This is a genomic window from Nocardioides sp. NPDC054178, from assembly GCF_055585005.1.
In genome coordinates this window covers 159,030-176,726 of sequence record NZ_JBVJKY010000009.1, presented here as the reverse complement: position 1 = coordinate 176,726, position 17,697 = coordinate 159,030, and the positions used below count along the sequence as shown (strand labels likewise).

15 protein-coding genes are annotated in these 17,697 nt (G+C 69.9%); 5 read left to right on the top strand and 10 right to left on the bottom strand.

Annotated features, from left to right (window positions below; genetic code table 11):
* Positions 1–37 precede the first annotated feature (37 nt).
* Positions 38–1,216, top strand: coding sequence for an alcohol dehydrogenase catalytic domain-containing protein (locus tag ACZ6WN_RS26605; RefSeq protein WP_465869067.1), 1,179 nt, complete (start codon positions 38–40; stop codon positions 1,214–1,216).
* On the opposite strand, the gene ACZ6WN_RS26600 is transcribed toward ACZ6WN_RS26605, so the two are convergent.
* The 3 genes from ACZ6WN_RS26600 to ACZ6WN_RS26590 are packed head-to-tail and all read right to left on the bottom strand — an operon-like array spanning position 1,206 to position 4,808.
* Complete coding sequence (locus ACZ6WN_RS26600; protein ID WP_465869065.1) at positions 1,206–2,546, bottom strand: NAD(P)/FAD-dependent oxidoreductase; 1,341 nt, start codon at positions 2,544–2,546, stop codon at positions 1,206–1,208. The genes ACZ6WN_RS26605 and ACZ6WN_RS26600 overlap by 11 nt on opposite strands.
* Positions 2,530–3,279 carry a hypothetical protein gene (locus tag ACZ6WN_RS26595; RefSeq protein WP_465869063.1) on the bottom strand — a complete coding sequence of 250 codons (750 nt, stop codon included), beginning with the start codon at positions 3,277–3,279 and terminating at the stop codon, positions 2,530–2,532. Before ACZ6WN_RS26595 ends, ACZ6WN_RS26600 begins: the two co-directional genes overlap by 17 nt.
* A gap of 59 nt (positions 3,280–3,338) precedes the next feature.
* On the bottom strand, positions 3,339–4,808 hold the full coding sequence (locus tag ACZ6WN_RS26590) for an MFS transporter (RefSeq protein ID WP_465869061.1): 1,470 nt from the start codon (positions 4,806–4,808) through the stop codon (positions 3,339–3,341).
* A gap of 185 nt (positions 4,809–4,993) precedes the next feature.
* Between ACZ6WN_RS26590 and ACZ6WN_RS26585 the strand changes: the two genes are divergently transcribed.
* The gene (locus ACZ6WN_RS26585) at positions 4,994–5,602 is read left to right on the top strand and encodes a TetR/AcrR family transcriptional regulator (protein WP_465869059.1); all 609 of its coding nucleotides are present in this window, start codon (positions 4,994–4,996) and stop codon (positions 5,600–5,602) included.
* An 18-nt stretch (positions 5,603–5,620) separates the two neighbouring features.
* Here the strand turns inward: ACZ6WN_RS26585 and ACZ6WN_RS26580 are convergent, their stop codons facing one another.
* The 7 genes from ACZ6WN_RS26580 to ACZ6WN_RS26550 are packed head-to-tail and all read right to left on the bottom strand — an operon-like array spanning position 5,621 to position 13,391.
* Positions 5,621–7,084, bottom strand: coding sequence for an aldehyde dehydrogenase family protein (locus ACZ6WN_RS26580; protein WP_465869057.1), 1,464 nt, complete (start codon positions 7,082–7,084; stop codon positions 5,621–5,623).
* A 25-nt stretch (positions 7,085–7,109) separates the two neighbouring features.
* The gene (locus ACZ6WN_RS26575) at positions 7,110–8,207 is read right to left on the bottom strand and encodes a Zn-dependent alcohol dehydrogenase (protein WP_465869055.1); all 1,098 of its coding nucleotides are present in this window, start codon (positions 8,205–8,207) and stop codon (positions 7,110–7,112) included.
* Complete coding sequence (locus ACZ6WN_RS26570; RefSeq protein WP_465869054.1) at positions 8,204–8,989, bottom strand: enoyl-CoA hydratase/isomerase family protein; 786 nt, start codon at positions 8,987–8,989, stop codon at positions 8,204–8,206. Before ACZ6WN_RS26570 ends, ACZ6WN_RS26575 begins: the two co-directional genes overlap by 4 nt.
* Positions 8,990–8,991: 2 nt before the next feature.
* A complete protein-coding gene (locus ACZ6WN_RS26565; protein WP_465869052.1) occupies positions 8,992–10,599 on the bottom strand; it encodes a class I adenylate-forming enzyme family protein in 1,608 nt (535 codons plus the stop codon).
* Positions 10,596–11,408 carry a gamma-glutamyl-gamma-aminobutyrate hydrolase family protein gene (locus tag ACZ6WN_RS26560; protein ID WP_465869050.1) on the bottom strand — a complete coding sequence of 271 codons (813 nt, stop codon included), beginning with the start codon at positions 11,406–11,408 and terminating at the stop codon, positions 10,596–10,598. The genes ACZ6WN_RS26565 and ACZ6WN_RS26560 overlap by 4 nt, the downstream gene beginning before the upstream one ends.
* Complete coding sequence (locus tag ACZ6WN_RS26555) at positions 11,405–12,748, bottom strand: glutamine synthetase family protein (RefSeq protein WP_465869049.1); 1,344 nt, start codon at positions 12,746–12,748, stop codon at positions 11,405–11,407. The genes ACZ6WN_RS26560 and ACZ6WN_RS26555 overlap by 4 nt, the downstream gene beginning before the upstream one ends.
* Positions 12,741–13,391, bottom strand: a complete 651-nt coding sequence (locus ACZ6WN_RS26550) for a hypothetical protein (protein ID WP_465869047.1) — start codon at positions 13,389–13,391, stop codon at positions 12,741–12,743. The genes ACZ6WN_RS26555 and ACZ6WN_RS26550 overlap by 8 nt, the downstream gene beginning before the upstream one ends.
* A 355-nt stretch (positions 13,392–13,746) precedes the next feature.
* On the opposite strand from ACZ6WN_RS26550, the gene ACZ6WN_RS26545 reads away from it, so the two are divergent.
* From ACZ6WN_RS26545 to ACZ6WN_RS26535, 3 genes are read left to right on the top strand one after another with little or no spacing between them, the layout of a single operon-like run.
* Complete coding sequence (locus ACZ6WN_RS26545) at positions 13,747–15,270, top strand: flavin-containing monooxygenase (protein WP_465869046.1); 1,524 nt, start codon at positions 13,747–13,749, stop codon at positions 15,268–15,270.
* Positions 15,267–16,328 (top strand): alpha/beta hydrolase, encoded by a 1,062-nt coding sequence (locus ACZ6WN_RS26540; RefSeq protein ID WP_465869045.1) that lies wholly within the window; start codon positions 15,267–15,269, stop codon positions 16,326–16,328. Before ACZ6WN_RS26545 ends, ACZ6WN_RS26540 begins: the two co-directional genes overlap by 4 nt.
* Before the next feature lie 5 nt (positions 16,329–16,333).
* On the top strand, positions 16,334–17,689 hold the full coding sequence (locus tag ACZ6WN_RS26535) for a flavin monoamine oxidase family protein (RefSeq protein WP_465869043.1): 1,356 nt from the start codon (positions 16,334–16,336) through the stop codon (positions 17,687–17,689).
* The last annotated feature ends 8 nt before the right edge of the window (positions 17,690–17,697 follow it).

The following is a 17,697-nucleotide window of genomic DNA, read 5'->3' as shown; positions in this document are numbered from 1 at the left end:
GTACCGCAGAAGTGACTCGATCCAAGGAGGAGCACCCATGAAGGCAGTCACCTGGCAAGGAAGACGCGACATCCGGGTGGACGACGTCCCTGATCCGCGCATCCTCGACGACGACGACATCATCGTCGAGATCACCTCGACCGGACTGTGTGGTTCCGACCTGCATCTCTACGAGGTGCTCACCGGTTTCATGACACCGGGCGACGTCGTCGGGCACGAGCCGATGGGGATCGTGGCCGAGGTCGGCCCCGGCGTTCGCGAGGTGAGCGTCGGCGACCGCGTGGTGGTGCCGTTCAACGTCAGCTGCGGCACCTGCTGGATGTGCCGGCACAGCCTGCACTCGCAGTGCGAGACCACCCAGAACCGCGACCAGGGCACCGGCGCCAGCCTCTTCGGCTACAGCTCCCTCTACGGCCAGGTCCCGGGCGGCCAGGCCGAGTACCTGCGCGTCCCCTTCGGCAACGAGCTGCCGATCAAGGTCCCGCACGGCCCGCCCGACGACCGCTTCCTCTTCCTCTCCGACGTCCTGCCGACCGCCTGGCAGGCCCTGCAGTACGCCGACCCCGACCCGGAGAGCACCCTGCTGGTCCTCGGCGCGGGCCCCATCGGCGACATGGTGAGCCGCTTCGCGCTGAACGCCGGCCACCGGGTCATCAGCGTGGACCGGGAGCGCGAGCGGCTCGCCCGGGTCCGGCAGCGTGGAGCCGAGACGATCGGCCTCGACTCCGGCGACATCGCCGAGCAGGTACGCGAACGGACCGAGGGACGCGGCGCGGACGCCGTGGTCGACGCCGTGGGAATGGAGGCCCACGGCTCGCCGATCGCGGAGGGGATGACCAAGCTGGTCTCCCGGATGCCACGAGCTGCCAGCCGCCCGGCGATGCAGGCGGCCGGCATCGACCGGATGGCCGCGCTCCACACCGCCTTCGATGCCGTACGCCGCGGCGGCACCGTCTCGATCGCCGGCGTCTACGGCGGCGCGCTCGACCCGTTCCCGATGATGCAGCTCTTCGACAAGCAGGTCAGCATCCGCATGGGCCAGGCCAACGTACGCGCCTGGACGGATGACCTGATGCCGTTCCTCGAGGGCGACGACGACCCGCTCGGCGTCGACACCTTCGCCACCCACCACCTCCCCCTGAGCGAGGCTCCCGAGGCCTACAAGTCCTTCCAGGAGAAGTCCGAGGAGATGGTGAAGGTCGTCTTCAAGCCCTGAGCCGGGCACGGCGCCGGCTGCCGTTGACCAGGTCGTTGAAGCGGTCGACGGCCCAGATCGTCCTGAGGCCGGCCCGACTCATCATCATCGGTCGCGGGAACTTCGGCCGGTCCTGCCACAGGGTCCGCAGGTCCTCGTGCAGCTCGCCGTCGACGATCGCATCGGCGATGAGCGTCCCGACGTACGGCGCCTGGGCGAGGCCGTGGCCGTTGCAGGCGATCGAGTAGTAGATGTCCTCGCCGATCTGCCCGGCGATGGGGAGCCAGGACGAGGTGATCGCGATCCACCCGCCCCAGGCTCGCTCGATCGCCACGTCGGCCAGTGACGGGAAGCGCGTGGCGAACGCGCCGGCCAGCTCCTCGACCAGCCCGGGATCCGGCGCCTTCTCCGGGAGCGGGTAGCTCGTGCCACGCTCGAGGCGGCGTACGCCGAACACGATGGTGTTGCGCGGGGTCAGGCGATAGTTCTCCATGATCGCGTGCTGGGTGACGAGGCCCATGCGGCTGGTCCAGCCCAGCGCGGCTAAGCGCTCGGGGGCGATCGGCTCGGTCTCCACCTCGATGACGTAGATGGGCACGGAGAGGTGCTTCGGAGTGATGTCCCACTCCCCCGCGAAGGCGTTGGTGGCCAGCACCACCCGGTCCGCCCGGAGCCTGCCCTGCGGGGTCGTCAGGACGACCCGGCCGTCCTCGCGCCTGACGTCGGTGACCTTGGTCTGCTCGAAGACCCGAGCGGAGGATTCGAGCAGGACCTGGCGCATGCCGAGGCTGAACTCGCCCGGGTTCATCCTCCCGCCGACGACCTCGCGCATGCCGCCGACGAACCCGCGCGGGATCCCCAGCTCCGCAGCCGTGCCGACTTCCACGTGGCCACCTGCGCGGGTCACGATCTTGGCGACCCGTCGCACGCGGCCCATCTGACCGCGCGAGACCGCCGCGAAGGCGTTGCCCGTCGCCTCGTACTCGCAGTCGATGTCGTGCTTGGCGATGAAGTCCTCGACGTGGTGGGCAGCGCGCTCGGCCAGCCGCATCATGCCCGGCATCTTCCTGCGCGAGAGCAGGTCGAGCAGCTGGATGTCGCCGCCAGGGGCGCCCGCCAGCTGGCCGGCGTTGCGCGAGCTGGAGCCGTGCCCGCAGAACTCTGCTTCCAGCAGCACGACATCCTGACCGCGTTCGGCGAGCCGCAGCGCGGTCGACATCCCGTTGATGCCACCGCCGATGACGGCTACCCGGCACCCGAGGTCGCCCGCCAGGGCAGGGCGCACGTCGGTGGGCGGGTCGACCCAGCCGCTGAAGTTGAGGTACTCGACGTCGTCAGTGGGCGTGGGCATGGGTCAGCTCCCGCGGGTCGGTGCGCTCGTTGTGCTCGTGCAGCGCGCGGTAGGCGAACAGGTAGGTGAACAGCTGCAGGCCCCACACCGTGAGGGCCAGCGCGTAGAACAGCGGACGGTCCTCGAGCGGGTCGACGGAGGCGGGAAACGGGAAGAAGTCGTAGCCCAGGGCGATGCCTGTCCCTGCCAGGCTGACCAGCAGGGTGGCGATGGCGACCTTCGTCGCGCCGATGTCCCACAGCCGCTTGGTGAGGTACACCAGGAAGACCAGCGTCAGCAGGTTCACGACGAGATAGATCGTCGCCGGACCCGGATAGAGAATGTGGTGGCCGGCGTCATCGACATGGTCCTGGAACTTCGACTGCCCCAGGTAGAGGCCCGCGCCGATGCCCACGGCGAAGATCGTCACGTCGACCACCTTGCTCGACCTGTGGCGGTGGGTCACCGCCAAGAACCCGACGACCAGCAACAGGGTGATGCCGATCGAGCGTGAGAAGGCATCGAGAAAGAAGGCGACCGAGTACTGCAGGCTGGCCGCGCCGGCCTCCTTGTCGTCGGGGAACCGGAGGGCCCAGATCAGGAAGTTCACGCCCGACGTGGCGATGATGAACCACTCGATGCCGAGCAGGTAGTTGCGGTACTTCGTGATGAACTTCCAGCCGGCCCAGTAGCCGCCGGCGATCATGATCACGTCCCCGATCAGGAACGCCAGGGCGTAGATGTCGTCTCTCATGTCTCTCTTCTCTCCTTCATATGGCCTGTGTTGTCCGGTCCGACTCCTGCCGGTCCCGGCTAGGAGCCGATGGCTCCGTGACGCCGGCGCGAGCGGGCGCTCGAGACCAGCACGGTCACGACGACGAGCAGTGCGAGGACGCCGGAGATCCAGTAGCCGGTGCCGTAGAGACCCTCGGCGGCGACCTCGAGCGACGAGCCGGAGACCGGGACCAGGGAAGCACTGAGGTCGGCGCTGACGAGCGCCGTGCCGAACGCGAAGCCGACCGCCATGAAGGTGCCGGCGACGCCCGCGGCCATCCCGGCCTCCTCCTCGGGGACGGCCGCCTGCACCAGCGTGAAGCCGGCGGCGTAGCCGATGCTGCAGCCCAGCCCCATGACCGCGGCGCCGACCAGGTAGTGCCACTGCTGGTCGTGCATCACCGCCAGCCAGGCCAGGCCGGCCGCGCTGATGAGGGCGCCCAGCACGAACACGGGTACGCCACGGCCGTTGGCGACGGGACGATCGACCACAGCACCGCCGACCAGGAACGTCACTGCGAAGGGCACCATCAGCCAGCCGGTCTGCAGAGCGGAGAGCCCGAGCCCGTACGCGTCGACCGGACGGAGCGCTTCGGGAATGACCTGTGCGTAGGTGCTGAGCAGGAGCAGGAACGCCGAGTTCACCGCCGCGAACAGCGCGATGCACAGGCAGGAGGCGGTGACCAGCGGCGTACGCATCAACGCCATGTCGAAGACCGCCGACGACGAGCGGCGCTGGGAGCGCGCCCAGGCGATGCCGCCGACGATGCCGACCACCAACGGGATCAGAGCCGCGTTGCCCCAGACCAGCCCCTGGGTCAGGGTCAACAGGATCGCGGCGACCCAGGCGACCATCCACACCGTGCCGACCACGCCGATCCGTCCGGCACGCTCGGCCGGCGGGGCGTGCGGGACCAGCACGTACGTCGCGAGGGTGGTCGCCGCGCAGGCTGCGGTGAGGATGACGAAGAAGCTGCGCAGGGACAGGTTCTCGACGATGAAGCCGCCGCCGATCATGCCGACGACGATGCCGGCGCCGGTGGCGATCACCAGGACGGCGACGCCCACGGTGATGCCGGACTCACCGAGGTTGCGCCGCAGGAAGCCCAGCGGCAGCAGCTGCGCCGCGCCCCCGAAGCCCATCAGCGTGCACCCGACGAGGAGCGTCGGGTAGGAGTCGCCCACCGCCGGGACCGCGGCGCCGGCCGTGAGGAAGACGCACGCGGCGACGGACGCGTTCCGGTCGCCGTACAGGTCGGCGAGGCGCGGCAGGAGGATGAACCCCGCTCCGCCGCCGAGGGTCAGCGCGGTGTAGAGCCAGGTCGACTCGGCGACCGTGGCCAGGCCGTACTGCGCCTGGATCACCGGCAGGAGCGGCGGCAGGATGAAGATGACGGCGTTGGTCAGCACGACCATCAGCGCGCCGATGCCGATGAGCCTGCCTCTGCCCGGCCGGTCACCCGCCGACGGCCGGCGGGCTCCTTCCGTCTGCTGGTTGATCTGCGCCATGGGTCGTCTCCGATCGAGGGGATGTGTGATCCGGCTCATACGCTAAGCCTGAGTTAGTCATTCGATCAAGACCTACGACTAAGTTGTTTGACCAAGTTTTACCTACCCATAGAGGCGCTGATAGAGTCGGCGTGACTAAATCAAGCGCCCAACTCCTGGGACGCACGGACACCACGGAGGGCCAGATGGCACGGATCCCCGTCGCCCAGCGACGTCGCGACTTCATCGAGGCCGCCGTCGAGGTGATCGCGGCCCACGGGATCGACGGCGCGACCACGCGCCGGATCGCCGAGCAGGCCAAGGCCAACGTGGCGATGCTGCACTACTGCTACGACTCGAAGGAGGACCTCTTCGCCGACGTCTACACCTTCGTCGCCGGCAAGTACCGCGAGGTCATCGAGGGCAGCGACCCACACACCACGCTGCCCGAGGCGGCCCAGCAGATCCTGCGCGGCGTGATGGAGTGCTACCTCGAGTCGCCGAGCTTCACCGCCGCGACCTTCGAGCTCGTCAACTGGGCGCGACGCCAGCACGGCGACCGCGGCATCGCCGTCTACGACCAGGCCTTCGACACCGTGCGCAAGGCACTTCAGGAGGCGTCCGCCGGCGACCCGGTCACGCCCGAGCTCATCGACGAGGTCGCCTACGTCCTGGCCACTCTCGCCGACGGGTTCGGCGTCAACTGGTTGACGTACGGCGACGCCACCGTCGCCCGGGCGCAGATGGACATCAACTGCGCCGTGCTCGACACCTGGCTCACGACCCGGCTCGCGGCGGCGCCGGCCGAGGCCTGAGCGCCGCCGCGGCGGCTGTCACAGCGGCAGGTCCGGGGAGTCCACACCGACGACCCGGTCGCCGCAGAAGACGCGTACGGACTCGGCCGGCCCGTGGCCGCCGATGCCCGCCGGGCCCCAGAAGCTCTGGGCCGAGTCGTCGCCGAGGTCGGCGACCTTGGCGCCGTTGACCCGCACCTCGCCGGCCACGATGCGCGAGCCCACCTCGATGGCGCGGTCGGTGTCGGTGCCGAACACGTACGCGTCGAGACCCGACGGATGGGCGTTCGCGATCCGCAGCGCCTCCTCCGCGGAGTCCACGGCGTGCAGCGAGACGAGCGGACCGAACAGCTCGGCCGTCGCCCGGTCCGGATCCGCACCCGAAGCGACGGTGGGTGAGATGAAGTAGCCGCCGAGCTCGGGAAGCGCAGCCGGCCCGTGGATCGATGCACCGAGCTCGCGCAGCCCCTCGACGCGGCTCCGGAGCGTCTGGAAGTGCGGCCCGTTGGAGATGGGGCCGACCTCGGTGTCAGCGTCCAGGGAGTGACCGACGGTGAGCTTGGAGATCCGCTCGGTCAGCGCGTCGAGCAGGGGGTCGACCAGGCTGCGGTCGGCGAGGATCTTTCCGGGCCCCTCGCACCACTGACCGTTCAGCTTGGTCATGCCGTCGAGAATGCCGTCGGCGGCGACGTCGAGGTCGGCGTCGTCGAGCACGATCACCGGGTTGTTGCCGCCGAGCTCGAGCTGCAGCACCTTGAAGTCTTCAGCGCCCGCGCGGGCGATCGCGCGCCCCGCCCCGGGCCCGCCGGTGAACGAGACCACCTTGACCCTCGGGTCGGCCGTCAGACGCGCACCGACCTCACCGCTGCCGTGGACCAGCTGCAGCGCACCCGCCGGGAGGCCGGCCTCCACGAAGCACTCGGCGACGATCTGGGCGCTGCCCGGCGCATGCTCCGACGGCTTGAGGATCACCGGGCACCCGGCCGCGACGGCGCTGACGACCTTGGCCGCCGGGATGAAGCTGGGGCCGTTCCAGGGCGTGAGGATCGCGGCCGGGCCCCACGGCACCTTGTAGAGGCGTACGTCGCGGCCACCGGCTTCCAGCGCGGTGACCCGCGGGATCTCCCGCAGATCGGCGGCGGTCGCGCGGATGCGGAAGGGCAGGAAGGACGCCACCGTGCGGGTGGCGCCGATGGGCGTGCCGCTGGTGAGCGCGTCCGTGCGCGCGATGTCCTCCGTCCTGCTCTCGAGGAGCGCGGCGACGCGCTCGAGCATCTCGGCCCGTTCGTGTCGGGCCTCCTCGTCCCAGCGGCCGACGTCGTAGGTCTCTTCCGCATGCCGCAGGGCGCGCTCGACGTCGTCGGGCGCCGTCGTGACGGTGCGGTGGACGGGCTCGAGCGTGTTCGGGTCGAGGTTCCACGCGTCATCGACGGTGGCGCACTCGCTCCACTCGTCGGCGATGTAGTTGACCGGCTGGGCGATCGTGATCTCGTTGCTGGACATCAGGCTTCCTCTGCGGGTTCGGGGGTCAGGACTGGAGGTCGACGACGATGCGCGTGACGTCACCGGACTTCATCGCCTCGAAGCCCTCGTTGATCTCGGCGAAGGGGACGACCCGCGTCACCATCTCGTCGAGCAGGAGGCGTCCCTGCTGGTAGAGCCGGGCGAACTGGGCGATGTCCTCGCGGGCCTGGCCCGAGCCCATGTAGGAACCGATGAGGCGCTTCTCCTCGAAGAAGAAGTCCATCGCGGGCACCTTCAGCTCGGTGCCCATCGGCGCGATCCCGACGAGGCAGGCCGTGCCGGTCGGACGGAGCAGGGCGAGCGCGGTCTCAGCGGTGCGGGCCGAGCCGACCGCCTCGAAGGCGTAGTCGACGCCGTCGCCGAGCTGGCGGCGCAGCTCGTCCACCGTGTCGCCGTCGCCCCCGTTGATGGTGTGCGTGGCGCCGTAGGTGCGGGCAGCCTTGAGCCGGTCGTCGTCGAGGTCGATCGCGACGATCGCCGAGGCACCGGCGAGCCGCGCTCCCTGGATGATCGCCGAGCCGACACCGCCGCAGCCGATGACCGCAACCGTGCTGCCCGGCCGCACCTGGGCACCGCGGAAGACCGCACCCACGCCGGTGATGACGCAGCACGACAGCAGGCACCCCACATGCAGGGGTACGTCATCGGGCAGCCGCACGAGCGCGTTCTCCCGCAGCAGGATGTGCTGCGAGAACGCACCGATGGCGGCGAGCCGCTCGATCGGCCGGCCGTCCACCGTCTCGAAGGCGGGCCGCTGCCGCAGGCGTACCTCGTCGAGGCGCGTGCACTGGGTCGCGTGCCCGGCCTCGCAGTTGACGCACCGGCCGCACGAGGGCGTGAGCGCACCCGTGACGCGGTCGCCGGGCTGCAGGGAGGTCACGGCCGAACCGACCGACTCCACGATGCCCGCGACCTCGTGGCCGACGACGACCGGGAGCTCCGTCGGCACGGTGCCGGTCATGTAGTGCAGGTCGCTGTGGCACAGGCCCACGTTGGTCACGGCGACGCGGACCTCGTGGGGCTCGGGGTCGTCCACGCGGATGTCGGTCAGCTCCAACGGCGCGCCGATCTCGTTCAGGACGGCGGCTCGGGTGGTGATCATGTGGTGGTCTCCTTCGTGTTCCAGAAGCCGGCGACGCCGGCGGTGAGCAGGCCGCTCGTCCACGCTTCGTGGGCGGCGGCGTCCTCGCGCTCGAAGGCCGCCTCGACCTCGGTGGCGAGCGGCCGCAGCAGGGCGAGGTGGAGCGCGGTGGTGTTGCCCTCGGGGGTCCACGCGTGCACGGTGTCGACGGCGCGCTCGACGAGCTGGTCGGGCTCGACCACCTCGTCGAGCAGGCCGATCCGTAGCGCCTCCGCCGACAGGACCCGGGGCGACCCGAGGACCATGCGCATCGCGTGGTTGCCGACCAGGCGCCGGAGCAACAGGCTGGTCGCGTTGGAGATGGTGAGCCCACGGGCGTTCTCCGGCTGGAAGTATGCGGTGGCCGGTGTGCCGATCCGGGCGTCGCAGCACAGCGTGATCTCGGAGGCGCCGCCGACGGCGAGCCCGTTGACCGCCGCGACCACGGGAACCCGGGTCTGCAGGATCGCGCGGGTGACGTCGTGGAAGCTCTCGAAGGCCTCGTGGACCTCGGCCTCGGTGGTCGGCGTCTGCGTCAGGTCCTCGCCGGCGGAGAAGGCGCGACCGCGTCCGGTCAGGACGATGCCGCGGACGGTCTCGCCGGTGCCGAGCTCACGGACCAGCGCCGCCAGGCGCCGCCGCATGGCCACGGTGAGGGCGTTGAGCTTCTCGGCACGGTCGAGGGTGATCACGGCGACGTTGCGCACGAGGGCGACGTCGATGTGGTGCTGATCGGTTTCAGGGCCGGTAGCAGGGATGGTCATGGTCAGCTCCTCGGTCGGGCGAAGTCGTACGTCGTGCCGGGCTCGGCCGCCGCCCGGGCCTTCAGGGCGGGTTTCGAGACCCGCTCGGAGGGGGTGCGTGGGAACTCGGCGACGAACTCGACATAGCGGGGCACCTTGAACCGCGCGAGCTGGGCGCTTGCGCGCTCGAGGAGCTCCTGGGCGGTGGCCCGGTCCGCGGCCACCCCTTCCCTGAGCTGGACGAACGCCTTGACCTCCTCGCCCATGACCTCGTCGGCGACGGCCACGACGGCCGCCGCCACGATGCGGTCGTCACGCTCGAGGATGGCCTCGACCTCGGCACAGGCGATGTTCTCGCCACCGCGACGCACCATGTCCTTGATCCGGCCGACCAGCTGGATGCCGCCGTCGGGGCGGCGCACCACGAGGTCGCCCGTGTGCAGCCAGCCGTTGCGCAGCACGTTGGCGGTGGCGTCGGGACGGTTCCAGTAGCCGTCCATCATCGGCACTCCAGAGATGACGAGCTCGCCCGGCTCACCGTCCGGCACCTCCACAGAGGGGTCGACCGGATCGGCGACCCGGGCCTGCTTGCTCGGCACCGGCCGCCCCAGGCTCCCGCTGCCGACGGCGGCGGTGTCGTCGAACGGGCTGAACAGGTCGATGCCCGACTCGGTCATCCCGTAGACCTCGCGCCACGGGGCGCCCCACCGTTCCTCCAGCTGGGCATGGAGCGCGACCGGGACACCCGAGCAGAACACCATCCGCAGGTCGTTCTCCCGGTCCTCGGACGTGGCCGGCTGCTTGAACAGCAGGGTGGGCATCGAGCCGAGGACGTAGAAGAAGGTCGCCCGGTGCCGGCGTACGTCATTCATGAAGGTCGACGCCGAGAAGCGCGGCAGCACGACCAGCGGTGCCCCGAGCGTCAGGGCGAGCGCGGTGTTCCACTGCGGGTCCATGTAGGAGAACGGCTGCGAGGTGAGGAGGACGTCCTCGGCCCCGAGCCCGGTGACCGCAGCACAGATCCAGCCGAGCCGGACCCAGTACCCGTGGCTGAGCATGCATGCCTTCGGGAACCCGGTGGTGCCCGAGGTGTACTGCAGGTTCGCGAGCGTCTCGGCCGCGACCGACACTGCTGGCGCCGTGGCCGGGAAGTCCTCCGATCTGTCGTCGGGGGCCTCGATGACACCTACGCCGGTCAGGTCCGGCTCGGTCGCCAGCACCTCGGCGACCAGGTCGGAGCGCTCGGCGTCGGTGAAGACGACACGGGCACCCGAGTCCTTCAGGACGAAGGCGAGGTCGGCGCGCTGGTAGGCACAGTTGACCGGCACCGCGACCGCGCCGGCCTTCAGCACGGCGAGCCAGGCCACCGGCCAGTGCACGACGTTCGGGAGCATGATCGCGACGCGGTCCCCCGGGCCGATGCCGTCGACCTCGATCAGCCGGTGGGCCAGCCGGGAGGTCCAGGCATCGATCTCGGCGTAGTTCCACGACCACTCGCCGAAACGCAGGAACTCCCGATCCCCCGAGTCGCGTGCGCGCTGCGCCAACAGCCCGCTCAGCGTCGGAACGTCGGGGTCGTCCTTCATCCGGTCGGCCGCGACGACGGGTCCGTTCGTGACGTACGTGTTCACTGGGGGCTCCTCTGCTCGTGGCGGACGGGTTGGTGGTGGGCGAGCCGCTGCACCGCCTGCTCGACGATCCAGGTCAGCGCCGGGTCGTTGCTCTTCATCCACTCCGGGTGCCACTGGACCCCGAGGACCGGGCGTCCCGGGACCTCGATCGACTCGACCACGCCGTCATCGGTGCGGCCGGTGACGACCAACCCGGCGCCGCACCGGTCGACGGCCTGGTGGTGCCAGGAGTTGGTGATCGCGTCGGTGCCGAAGAGATCGGCGGCGACCGAGCCCGGGGTGAAGGAGACGACATGGTCGACGGTGCCGTCGGTGGGTGCGGTCTCGGCCGAGAGGTGGCTGACCGGACCGTCTGGAAGGTGAGCCACGAGGGTGCCGCCGAGGGCGACGTTGAGCACCTGGAGTCCCCGACACACGCCCAGCACCGGGATTCCCCGCTCGATCGCGGCACGGACGAGCGCGATCTCGTACGTGTCCCGCTCGGCGTCGTGCACCATCGGGTTCGTCCGCGGGTCGACGTCGCGCACCACGGAGGTGTCGCCGCCCCAGCACGCAGGGTGTACGTCCTGGCCTCCGGTGATCACAACGCCCGAGAGCCAGGCGCAGACCGCCGACGCGTCGGTGTCGTAGGACAGGTGCACGGGCAGTCCACCGGCCTCGGCGATCCGGGTCGCGAAGTCCGACATGGAGGTGTCGATGCAGCGGTCGCCGTAGCGTGGGTCGGCTCCGTTGAGCACCGACAGCTGGAAACGGCGTCCGGTGATGCCGATCAACGGCCGCATCCCCGCGGCCTCCTCGCGCGCGCTCACGGGAACTCGAAGTAGCGCTGGGACTCCCACGCGGAGAGCTCGACGAACGGATCGCCGCCCTTGGTGTGGAACTCCATCCACTCCCATCGGCGCGAGGCGACCCAGAAGTCCACGAACTCGTCGCCGAGGTACTCCCGCAGCAGCGGGTCGGCGTCCAGTGCCGCACCGGCCTTCGACATCGTGTCCGGGATCCTCTTCACACCGGCCTCCTCGGGGAGGCACCAGGCCATGTCGGTGACTTGCTCGGGTGGGTCGATCCGTCGCTCGATCCCGGCCAGCACACCGGCCAGCACGCCCGCCAGCGCGAGGTAGGGGTTCACGTCGGCGCCCGGGAGGCGGTACTCGAGCCGCGAATACTTGGGATGGCCGGTGATGGCCCGCACCGCGGCGGTCTTGTTGTTGACTCCCCAGCTCACCGTCGTCGGCGGTCCTGTCAGATCGACCAGCCGCCGGTAGGACGTGATCTGCGGCAGCGCGATCGAGGTGTTGCCCGCCATCGTGGCGAGCAGGCCACCGACGGCGTGCCGCATGAGGTCGGACGGGCTGTCCTCGGCGAAGAACCGGTTCACCCCGTCGCTCTGGAGCGACAGGTTGATGTGCGCCCCCTGGCCGAAGCCGGCGGTCGGCTTGGCCATGAACGAGACGGTGTGACCCAGCTCGAAGGCGACCTCGCGCATGACCTGGCGGGTCCGAGCCCAGCTGTCAGCCAGCCGGACCGGGTCGGTGGGGGCGAGGTTGAGCTCGGTCTGGCCGGGTGCGGCCTCGTCGGTCCAGGCCTCCCACGCGATACCGATGCTGTCGAGCCGGCCGACGACCGCCTCCATGTAGTCGACCCAGTCCTTGGACCGGGCGAGGTGGTACGTCGCCCCGGTGCTGCCACCGAGCGGCGTGAGGTCCCGGTAGCCGCACGAACGCGCCTCCTGGACCGACTCCTCGAACAGCGTCGCCTCGATCTCGACGGCGACGGTCGCCTCGTACCCGATGCCGGCGAGGCCGGCGACCAGCTTCCGGACGAGGTTGCGGGGACAGATCGGCACGGGGGTGCCGTCCTGGAGCCAGTAGTCACCGATCACCGAGTCCAGCCCCGGCTTCCACTCCACCAGGGTCGACATGTCCGGGACCATCTGGATGTCGTAGAGGTTGCCCCGCCAGTCGGGGAAGGCGTCGCCGAGGACGATCTCGTTGTTGAGGTCGATGGCGAACAGGATGTCGGCGAAGGCGAAGCCGGCGTCCTTGCCGGCCTCGAACTTCTGCGGCGAGACGTTCTTGCCGAGGAGGCTGCCCTCGTGGTTCGTGGCCTCGAGGCGTACGGCCTTGCGGGCCTGTGCGAGCTCAGACATCGAATCGGACCCTCCAGGAGGCTGCCGTCATGACGGACAGCTGGGACAAGGTGCCCTGGACCTGCACACCGGCGGCCAGGGAGGCGAGGAAGTCGTCGGCGCCGCTGAAGATGCCGGCGAGGAGGTCGGTGGGACCCGCGACCAGATAGCTCGTCGGACCGTCGCCGAAGCGACCCTGCTCGACACCGTCGGGTCCACCGGCATTCACGACGAGGACGTCAGGGATGCCCGCGATGTCGCGGGTGACCTCCCAGAACCGGACAGCCGCCTCGCGCCAGCCGGGCACGGGCGGGCGCAGCGCCTGCAGGACGCCCGCCGCCAGCTCGACATCGCCGGCCGGCTCCTGGCTGGGGGCGAAGCGGGCGTCGAGGTCGACCACGACGGTCGCATCGGGCTCCGCGCAGGCGCCGGCGGCCACCTCGACGACTCCGGGCGTACAGACCAGCGTGGCCACCTGCGGGGTGTCGTGCGAGCGAACCACCACGGTGCCCACAAGTCCGGCCGTGGCCTCCGGAGTGCAGACCGAGGCGTCGCGCAGCGTCCGCGCGAGAAGGCGGACGATCGGGATCGGATCGTCCTCGACGGCGATGCCGGCCGCCCTGAGGCGCGCCCGTGGCGCCTCCATCGTCGTGCTCTCGGTCATTCCTCGGCCCTCCGGTGTGGGGTTCTGATCGATCTTAGTCATTTGACTCGATCGTTTGACCAACGATGGTGCGACCCAGATCACGCGTTGTCAACCACCTCGTCCAGATCCGCGAATCGCCCGGCCATCTCCCGGCACCTCTTGACGCACGATGAGACCTGGCACACACTTAGTCATCCGACCCAATCAAATGACTAACTTTCTTCGCGCCAGAAGGGACAGACATGACGTCCAGCAGCGCGCCCTCCGGCGGCCCGGCCGCACCTGAGAACGCTCCTCCTGTCGACGGCCTCGCCTCGGCCACCTCCGTCGTACCGCCCATCACGAGACCCACCACTGAGAAGGAAGTGCAGCAATGAGCAAGACCATCGCGACGGAGTACGCCGACATCGTCGTCATCGGCGCCGGCCTCTCCGGCATCGGTGCGGCGAAGTACCTGAAGGACGACTTCCCTGACAAGAAGATCCTGTTGCTGGAGTCTCGCGACTCGATCGGCGGCACCTGGGACCTGTTCAAGTACCCGGGCATCCGGTCCGACGACGCCGTGCACCACTACGGCTTCGCGTTCAAACCGTGGTTGCACGAGGACGCGATCGCCGAGGGCCATCTGATCATGGACTACCTGCACGAGACCATGACCGAGTTCGGCCTCGACGAGATCCTGCGCCTGCGGCACCGGGTCACCGCCGCCGACTGGTCCAGCGAGGACGCGCAGTGGACTCTGCAGGTCACCATCACCGACGAGGAGGGCAACGAGACCCACCAGGTCATCCGCACCGGCTTCGTCTTCAGCAGCACCGGCTACTACCGCTACGACGAGGGCTATGAGCCTCGGTTCGAGGGGCGCGAGGACTTCCGGGGCGACATCCTGCACCCGCAGCACTGGCCCGAGGACTACGACTACAGCGGCAAGCGCGTCGTGATCGTCGGCAGCGGCGCGACCGCCGTGACCATGCTCCCCGCGATGCTCAAGGGCGACAACGCGGCAGCCCACGTCACGATGCTGCAGCGGACCCCGAGCTACATCGCATCGATTCCCCGCGTGGACAAGGCCGCCCAGGCACTCATGAAGATCTTCGGCATCGAGCGCGGCTACGCCCTGACTCGCCGCAAGAACATCTGGCGCGACCACTTCCTCGTGACGGTCCTGAGCCGGTTCCCGAGGTTCGGGCGCTGGCTCGTGCGCAGCATGACCGTCAAGGAGCTGCCCAAGGGCTTCGACGTCGACACCCACTTCTCGCCGCCGTACAACCCCTGGGACCAGCGCCTGTGCGCCACCCCGGACGGCGACTTCTTCCAGGCGATCCGCGAGGGCAGCGCCGACGTGGTGACCGACCAGATCGAGCGGTTCACCAAGGACGGCATCCTGGTGAAGTCGGGCCAGCACCTGGAGGCCGACCTCATCGTCACCGCGACCGGTCTCGCCATGCAGATGCTGGGCGGCATCGAACCCACCGTCGACGGCGCACCCGTCAAGGTCTCCGACTCGGTGCTCTACCGCGGGGCCCTGATCTCCGGAGTGCCCAACTGGGCGATGATGATCGGCTTCACCAAGGCGACCTGGACCCTGCGGATCCGCAACGTGACCCGCCTCGCCGCAGAGGTGATCCGCGAGCTGGACCGCACCGACCGCGACATCGCGCTGCCCGTCGCGCCGGAGGGCATGCCCACCGCGGACCTGTTCGATCTCTCAGCGGGCTACATGCAGCGCGCCAAGGACACGCTCCCCCGTCAAGGCACCGGCCTCCCCTGGCAGATGCACACGACCTTCGTCAGGGACAACCGGCTCTTCAAGGGACGGCTCATCCACGACGACATCAAGTTCTCGAAGCGAGCCAGCAGCCCCGAGCGGGTCACGAGCGCGGGAGCAGTGTCATGAGCGAACAGCACTTCACCCTCGGCCAGCGCTGCCAACGAGCGCTCCTCGTCTTCCTGAGCCGCCTGCCCGCGGGGCTGCAGCGCCTGATGGTCAAGCCCCCGGTCAACAGCGCAGGCGACACCATGGCGCCCGACGTCGCGCTGTTGATGAAGCTCGGTGAGTCCGGGCCGGACTACAGCGACCTGCCGCCCGTCGACGCGCGGGCGACAACCGAGCGCGACCTCGCTCTCTTCGCGGCTCGCATCCCGGCCTGTGCCGTCGAGGAGGAGATCGAGATCGGCGACGGCCTGCTCGCCACGCGCTACAGCGGCGGCACCCCCGACCGCGGCCTGATCCTCTTCTTCCACGGTGGCGGTTTCGTGATCGGCAGCCGCGCGAGCTACACCGCGCCGGCACGCATGCTCGCGCACGGCACCGGGGCAGACGTCGTGTCGGTGGAGTACCGCCTGGCACCGGATGCCCCGTTCCCGGCTGCGCAGGACGACGCGGTCGCGGCCTGGCGGTACGTCGTGGAGCATGCGGCGGACTGGGGTGTCGACCCACACCGCATCGTCGTCGCGGGCGAGAGCGCCGGGGGCAACATCGCTGCCGTGCTCTGCCAGCAGGTGCGCAGCGAGGCCGTCCGACCGATGCTCCAGGTGCTCATCCAGCCCGTGACCGACCTCGTCGAGCACCGGCCCTCCCAGGACGAGTTCGCGGGATCGCCCGCACTGTCGGCCAAGCAGGTCGCCTGGTTCATCCGGAACTACCTGCCGGAGGGGACCGACCCGGCCGACCCCCGCGTCTCCCCGTACCGGGCGTCCGACCTGGCGGGGCTCCCGCCCGCGATCGTCAATCTGGCGGGCTTCGACCCCCTCCACGACGACGGGACCGCCTACGCGTCCGCGCTGCTCGAGGCCGGTGTCCCTGCCGAGGTCACCCGGGAGGCCGGACTCGTGCACGGCTACCTCTCCTACACCGGCGTCAGCCCCAGCAGCCGGCGGGCGACCGAACGTCTTGTCGCGACCATCGCCACCGCGCTCGACCCCGCCAGCACCACGATCTCGAAAGCGAGCTGAACACCATGGCCACTTCACCCAGGACCCGGGAAGAGACCCACGAGGTCGTCGTGATCGGCGCCGGCATCGCCGGCCTGATGGCCGCGACCACGCTGGCCGACCGTGACGTCGTCGTGCTCGAGGCGTCCGACCGTACGGGCGGCCGCGTCGACACCGTCCGCAAGGACGACTACTGGATCAACGTCGGCACCCAGTTCACCGAGGGAACCGGCCCGCTGATCGAGGCCCTGCATCGCCACCAGGTCCCGCTGGGCACCCTGGAGGGCAAGTCCGTCGCGCTGAACATCGGCGGCAAGCAGGTCGACACCTCGAACCCCTTCGCCCTGATGTTCCGGTCGAGGATGACCTGGCGCGACCGCTTCGGCCTGGCCCTGGTCGGCGCCCGCATCCTCGCGAACGTGCCCTTCCTCGAGATGAGCGAGAAGAACCGGTGGGCCAACCGCGTCCGCGCCAGGCTCGACCGCCGGCGCGCGGACTTCGTCCTGAAGGGTGTCTCCTCCGATCTCACCCGCGAGATGGTCCGGTCGTGGTCCGGGCAGTGGATGGGCTGTGAGCCCGAGGAGACCGCCGCGCGGCAGTTCGTCTTCTCGATGGGCATCCTGCTCACCGACCCCGAGAAGGTGCCGAACCTGACGCTGCCGCAGGGCGGCAACGAGACGCTGACCGACATCCTCACCGAGGACCTCGGCGACAAGATCCGGCTCAGCTCGCCGGTGAGCACCGTGGAGTGGACCGCCGACGGCGTGGTCGTCGACTACCAGGACGCCGACGGGCCGGCCCGCCTGCGAGCCCGCCGGGCGATCGTGGCGGTCCCCGCAGACGTAGCGGTCAAGATCATGCCCGGACTGCCCGCGGCCTACCGGACGGCCTTCGAGTCGATCCACTATGGCCGCTACGTGGTGGTGGGCTTCTTCACCCACGAGGAGGGCGAGCCCCAGCGATGGGACGACTTCCTCGCGGTGTCGACCCCGGGGCGCTCGTTCCAGGCGATCTTCAACCACGCGGCCGCTCTACGCCGCGGGAACGTCCGCAAGCCCGGGGGCGCGCTGGCCTGCTTCGCGGGTGGCGCCGAGGCCGACAGGCTCTTCGAGCTCACCGACGACGAGATCGTCGCGCGGTTCACGGCCGACCTTCTCGAGGTCTACCCGGAGCTCGAGGGCAAGGTCGACACGGGCATCCTGCGCCGACACCCGCGGGTCGTGCCCTTCTGGGGACCCCACGGCCGGGCGTCGCTCGAGACCCTCAAGCAGAACCTCGGGCCCGTCCACCTGGCCGGCGACTACGCCCTCGACATGCCGTCGCTGGCCGACGCCGCCGCATCGGGCGAGCAGGCCGCACACCAGGTGCTGGCCAGCCTCTAGACGCTCGA

Coding starts and splice junctions, on each gene's coding strand:
- ACZ6WN_RS26605 (WP_465869067.1), top strand. CDS start 38: ATGAAGGCAGTCACCTGGCAAGGAAGACGCGACATCCGGGTGGACGAC.
- ACZ6WN_RS26600 (WP_465869065.1), bottom strand. CDS start 2,546: ATGCCCACGCCCACTGACGACGTCGAGTACCTCAACTTCAGCGGCTGG.
- ACZ6WN_RS26595 (WP_465869063.1), bottom strand. CDS start 3,279: ATGAGAGACGACATCTACGCCCTGGCGTTCCTGATCGGGGACGTGATC.
- ACZ6WN_RS26590 (WP_465869061.1), bottom strand. CDS start 4,808: ATGGCGCAGATCAACCAGCAGACGGAAGGAGCCCGCCGGCCGTCGGCG.
- ACZ6WN_RS26585 (WP_465869059.1), top strand. CDS start 4,994: ATGGCACGGATCCCCGTCGCCCAGCGACGTCGCGACTTCATCGAGGCC.
- ACZ6WN_RS26580 (WP_465869057.1), bottom strand. CDS start 7,084: ATGTCCAGCAACGAGATCACGATCGCCCAGCCGGTCAACTACATCGCC.
- ACZ6WN_RS26575 (WP_465869055.1), bottom strand. CDS start 8,207: ATGATCACCACCCGAGCCGCCGTCCTGAACGAGATCGGCGCGCCGTTG.
- ACZ6WN_RS26570 (WP_465869054.1), bottom strand. CDS start 8,989: ATGACCATCCCTGCTACCGGCCCTGAAACCGATCAGCACCACATCGAC.
- ACZ6WN_RS26555 (WP_465869049.1), bottom strand. CDS start 12,748: ATGTCTGAGCTCGCACAGGCCCGCAAGGCCGTACGCCTCGAGGCCACG.
- ACZ6WN_RS26550 (WP_465869047.1), bottom strand. CDS start 13,391: ATGACCGAGAGCACGACGATGGAGGCGCCACGGGCGCGCCTCAGGGCG.
- ACZ6WN_RS26545 (WP_465869046.1), top strand. CDS start 13,747: ATGAGCAAGACCATCGCGACGGAGTACGCCGACATCGTCGTCATCGGC.
- ACZ6WN_RS26540 (WP_465869045.1), top strand. CDS start 15,267: ATGAGCGAACAGCACTTCACCCTCGGCCAGCGCTGCCAACGAGCGCTC.
- ACZ6WN_RS26535 (WP_465869043.1), top strand. CDS start 16,334: ATGGCCACTTCACCCAGGACCCGGGAAGAGACCCACGAGGTCGTCGTG.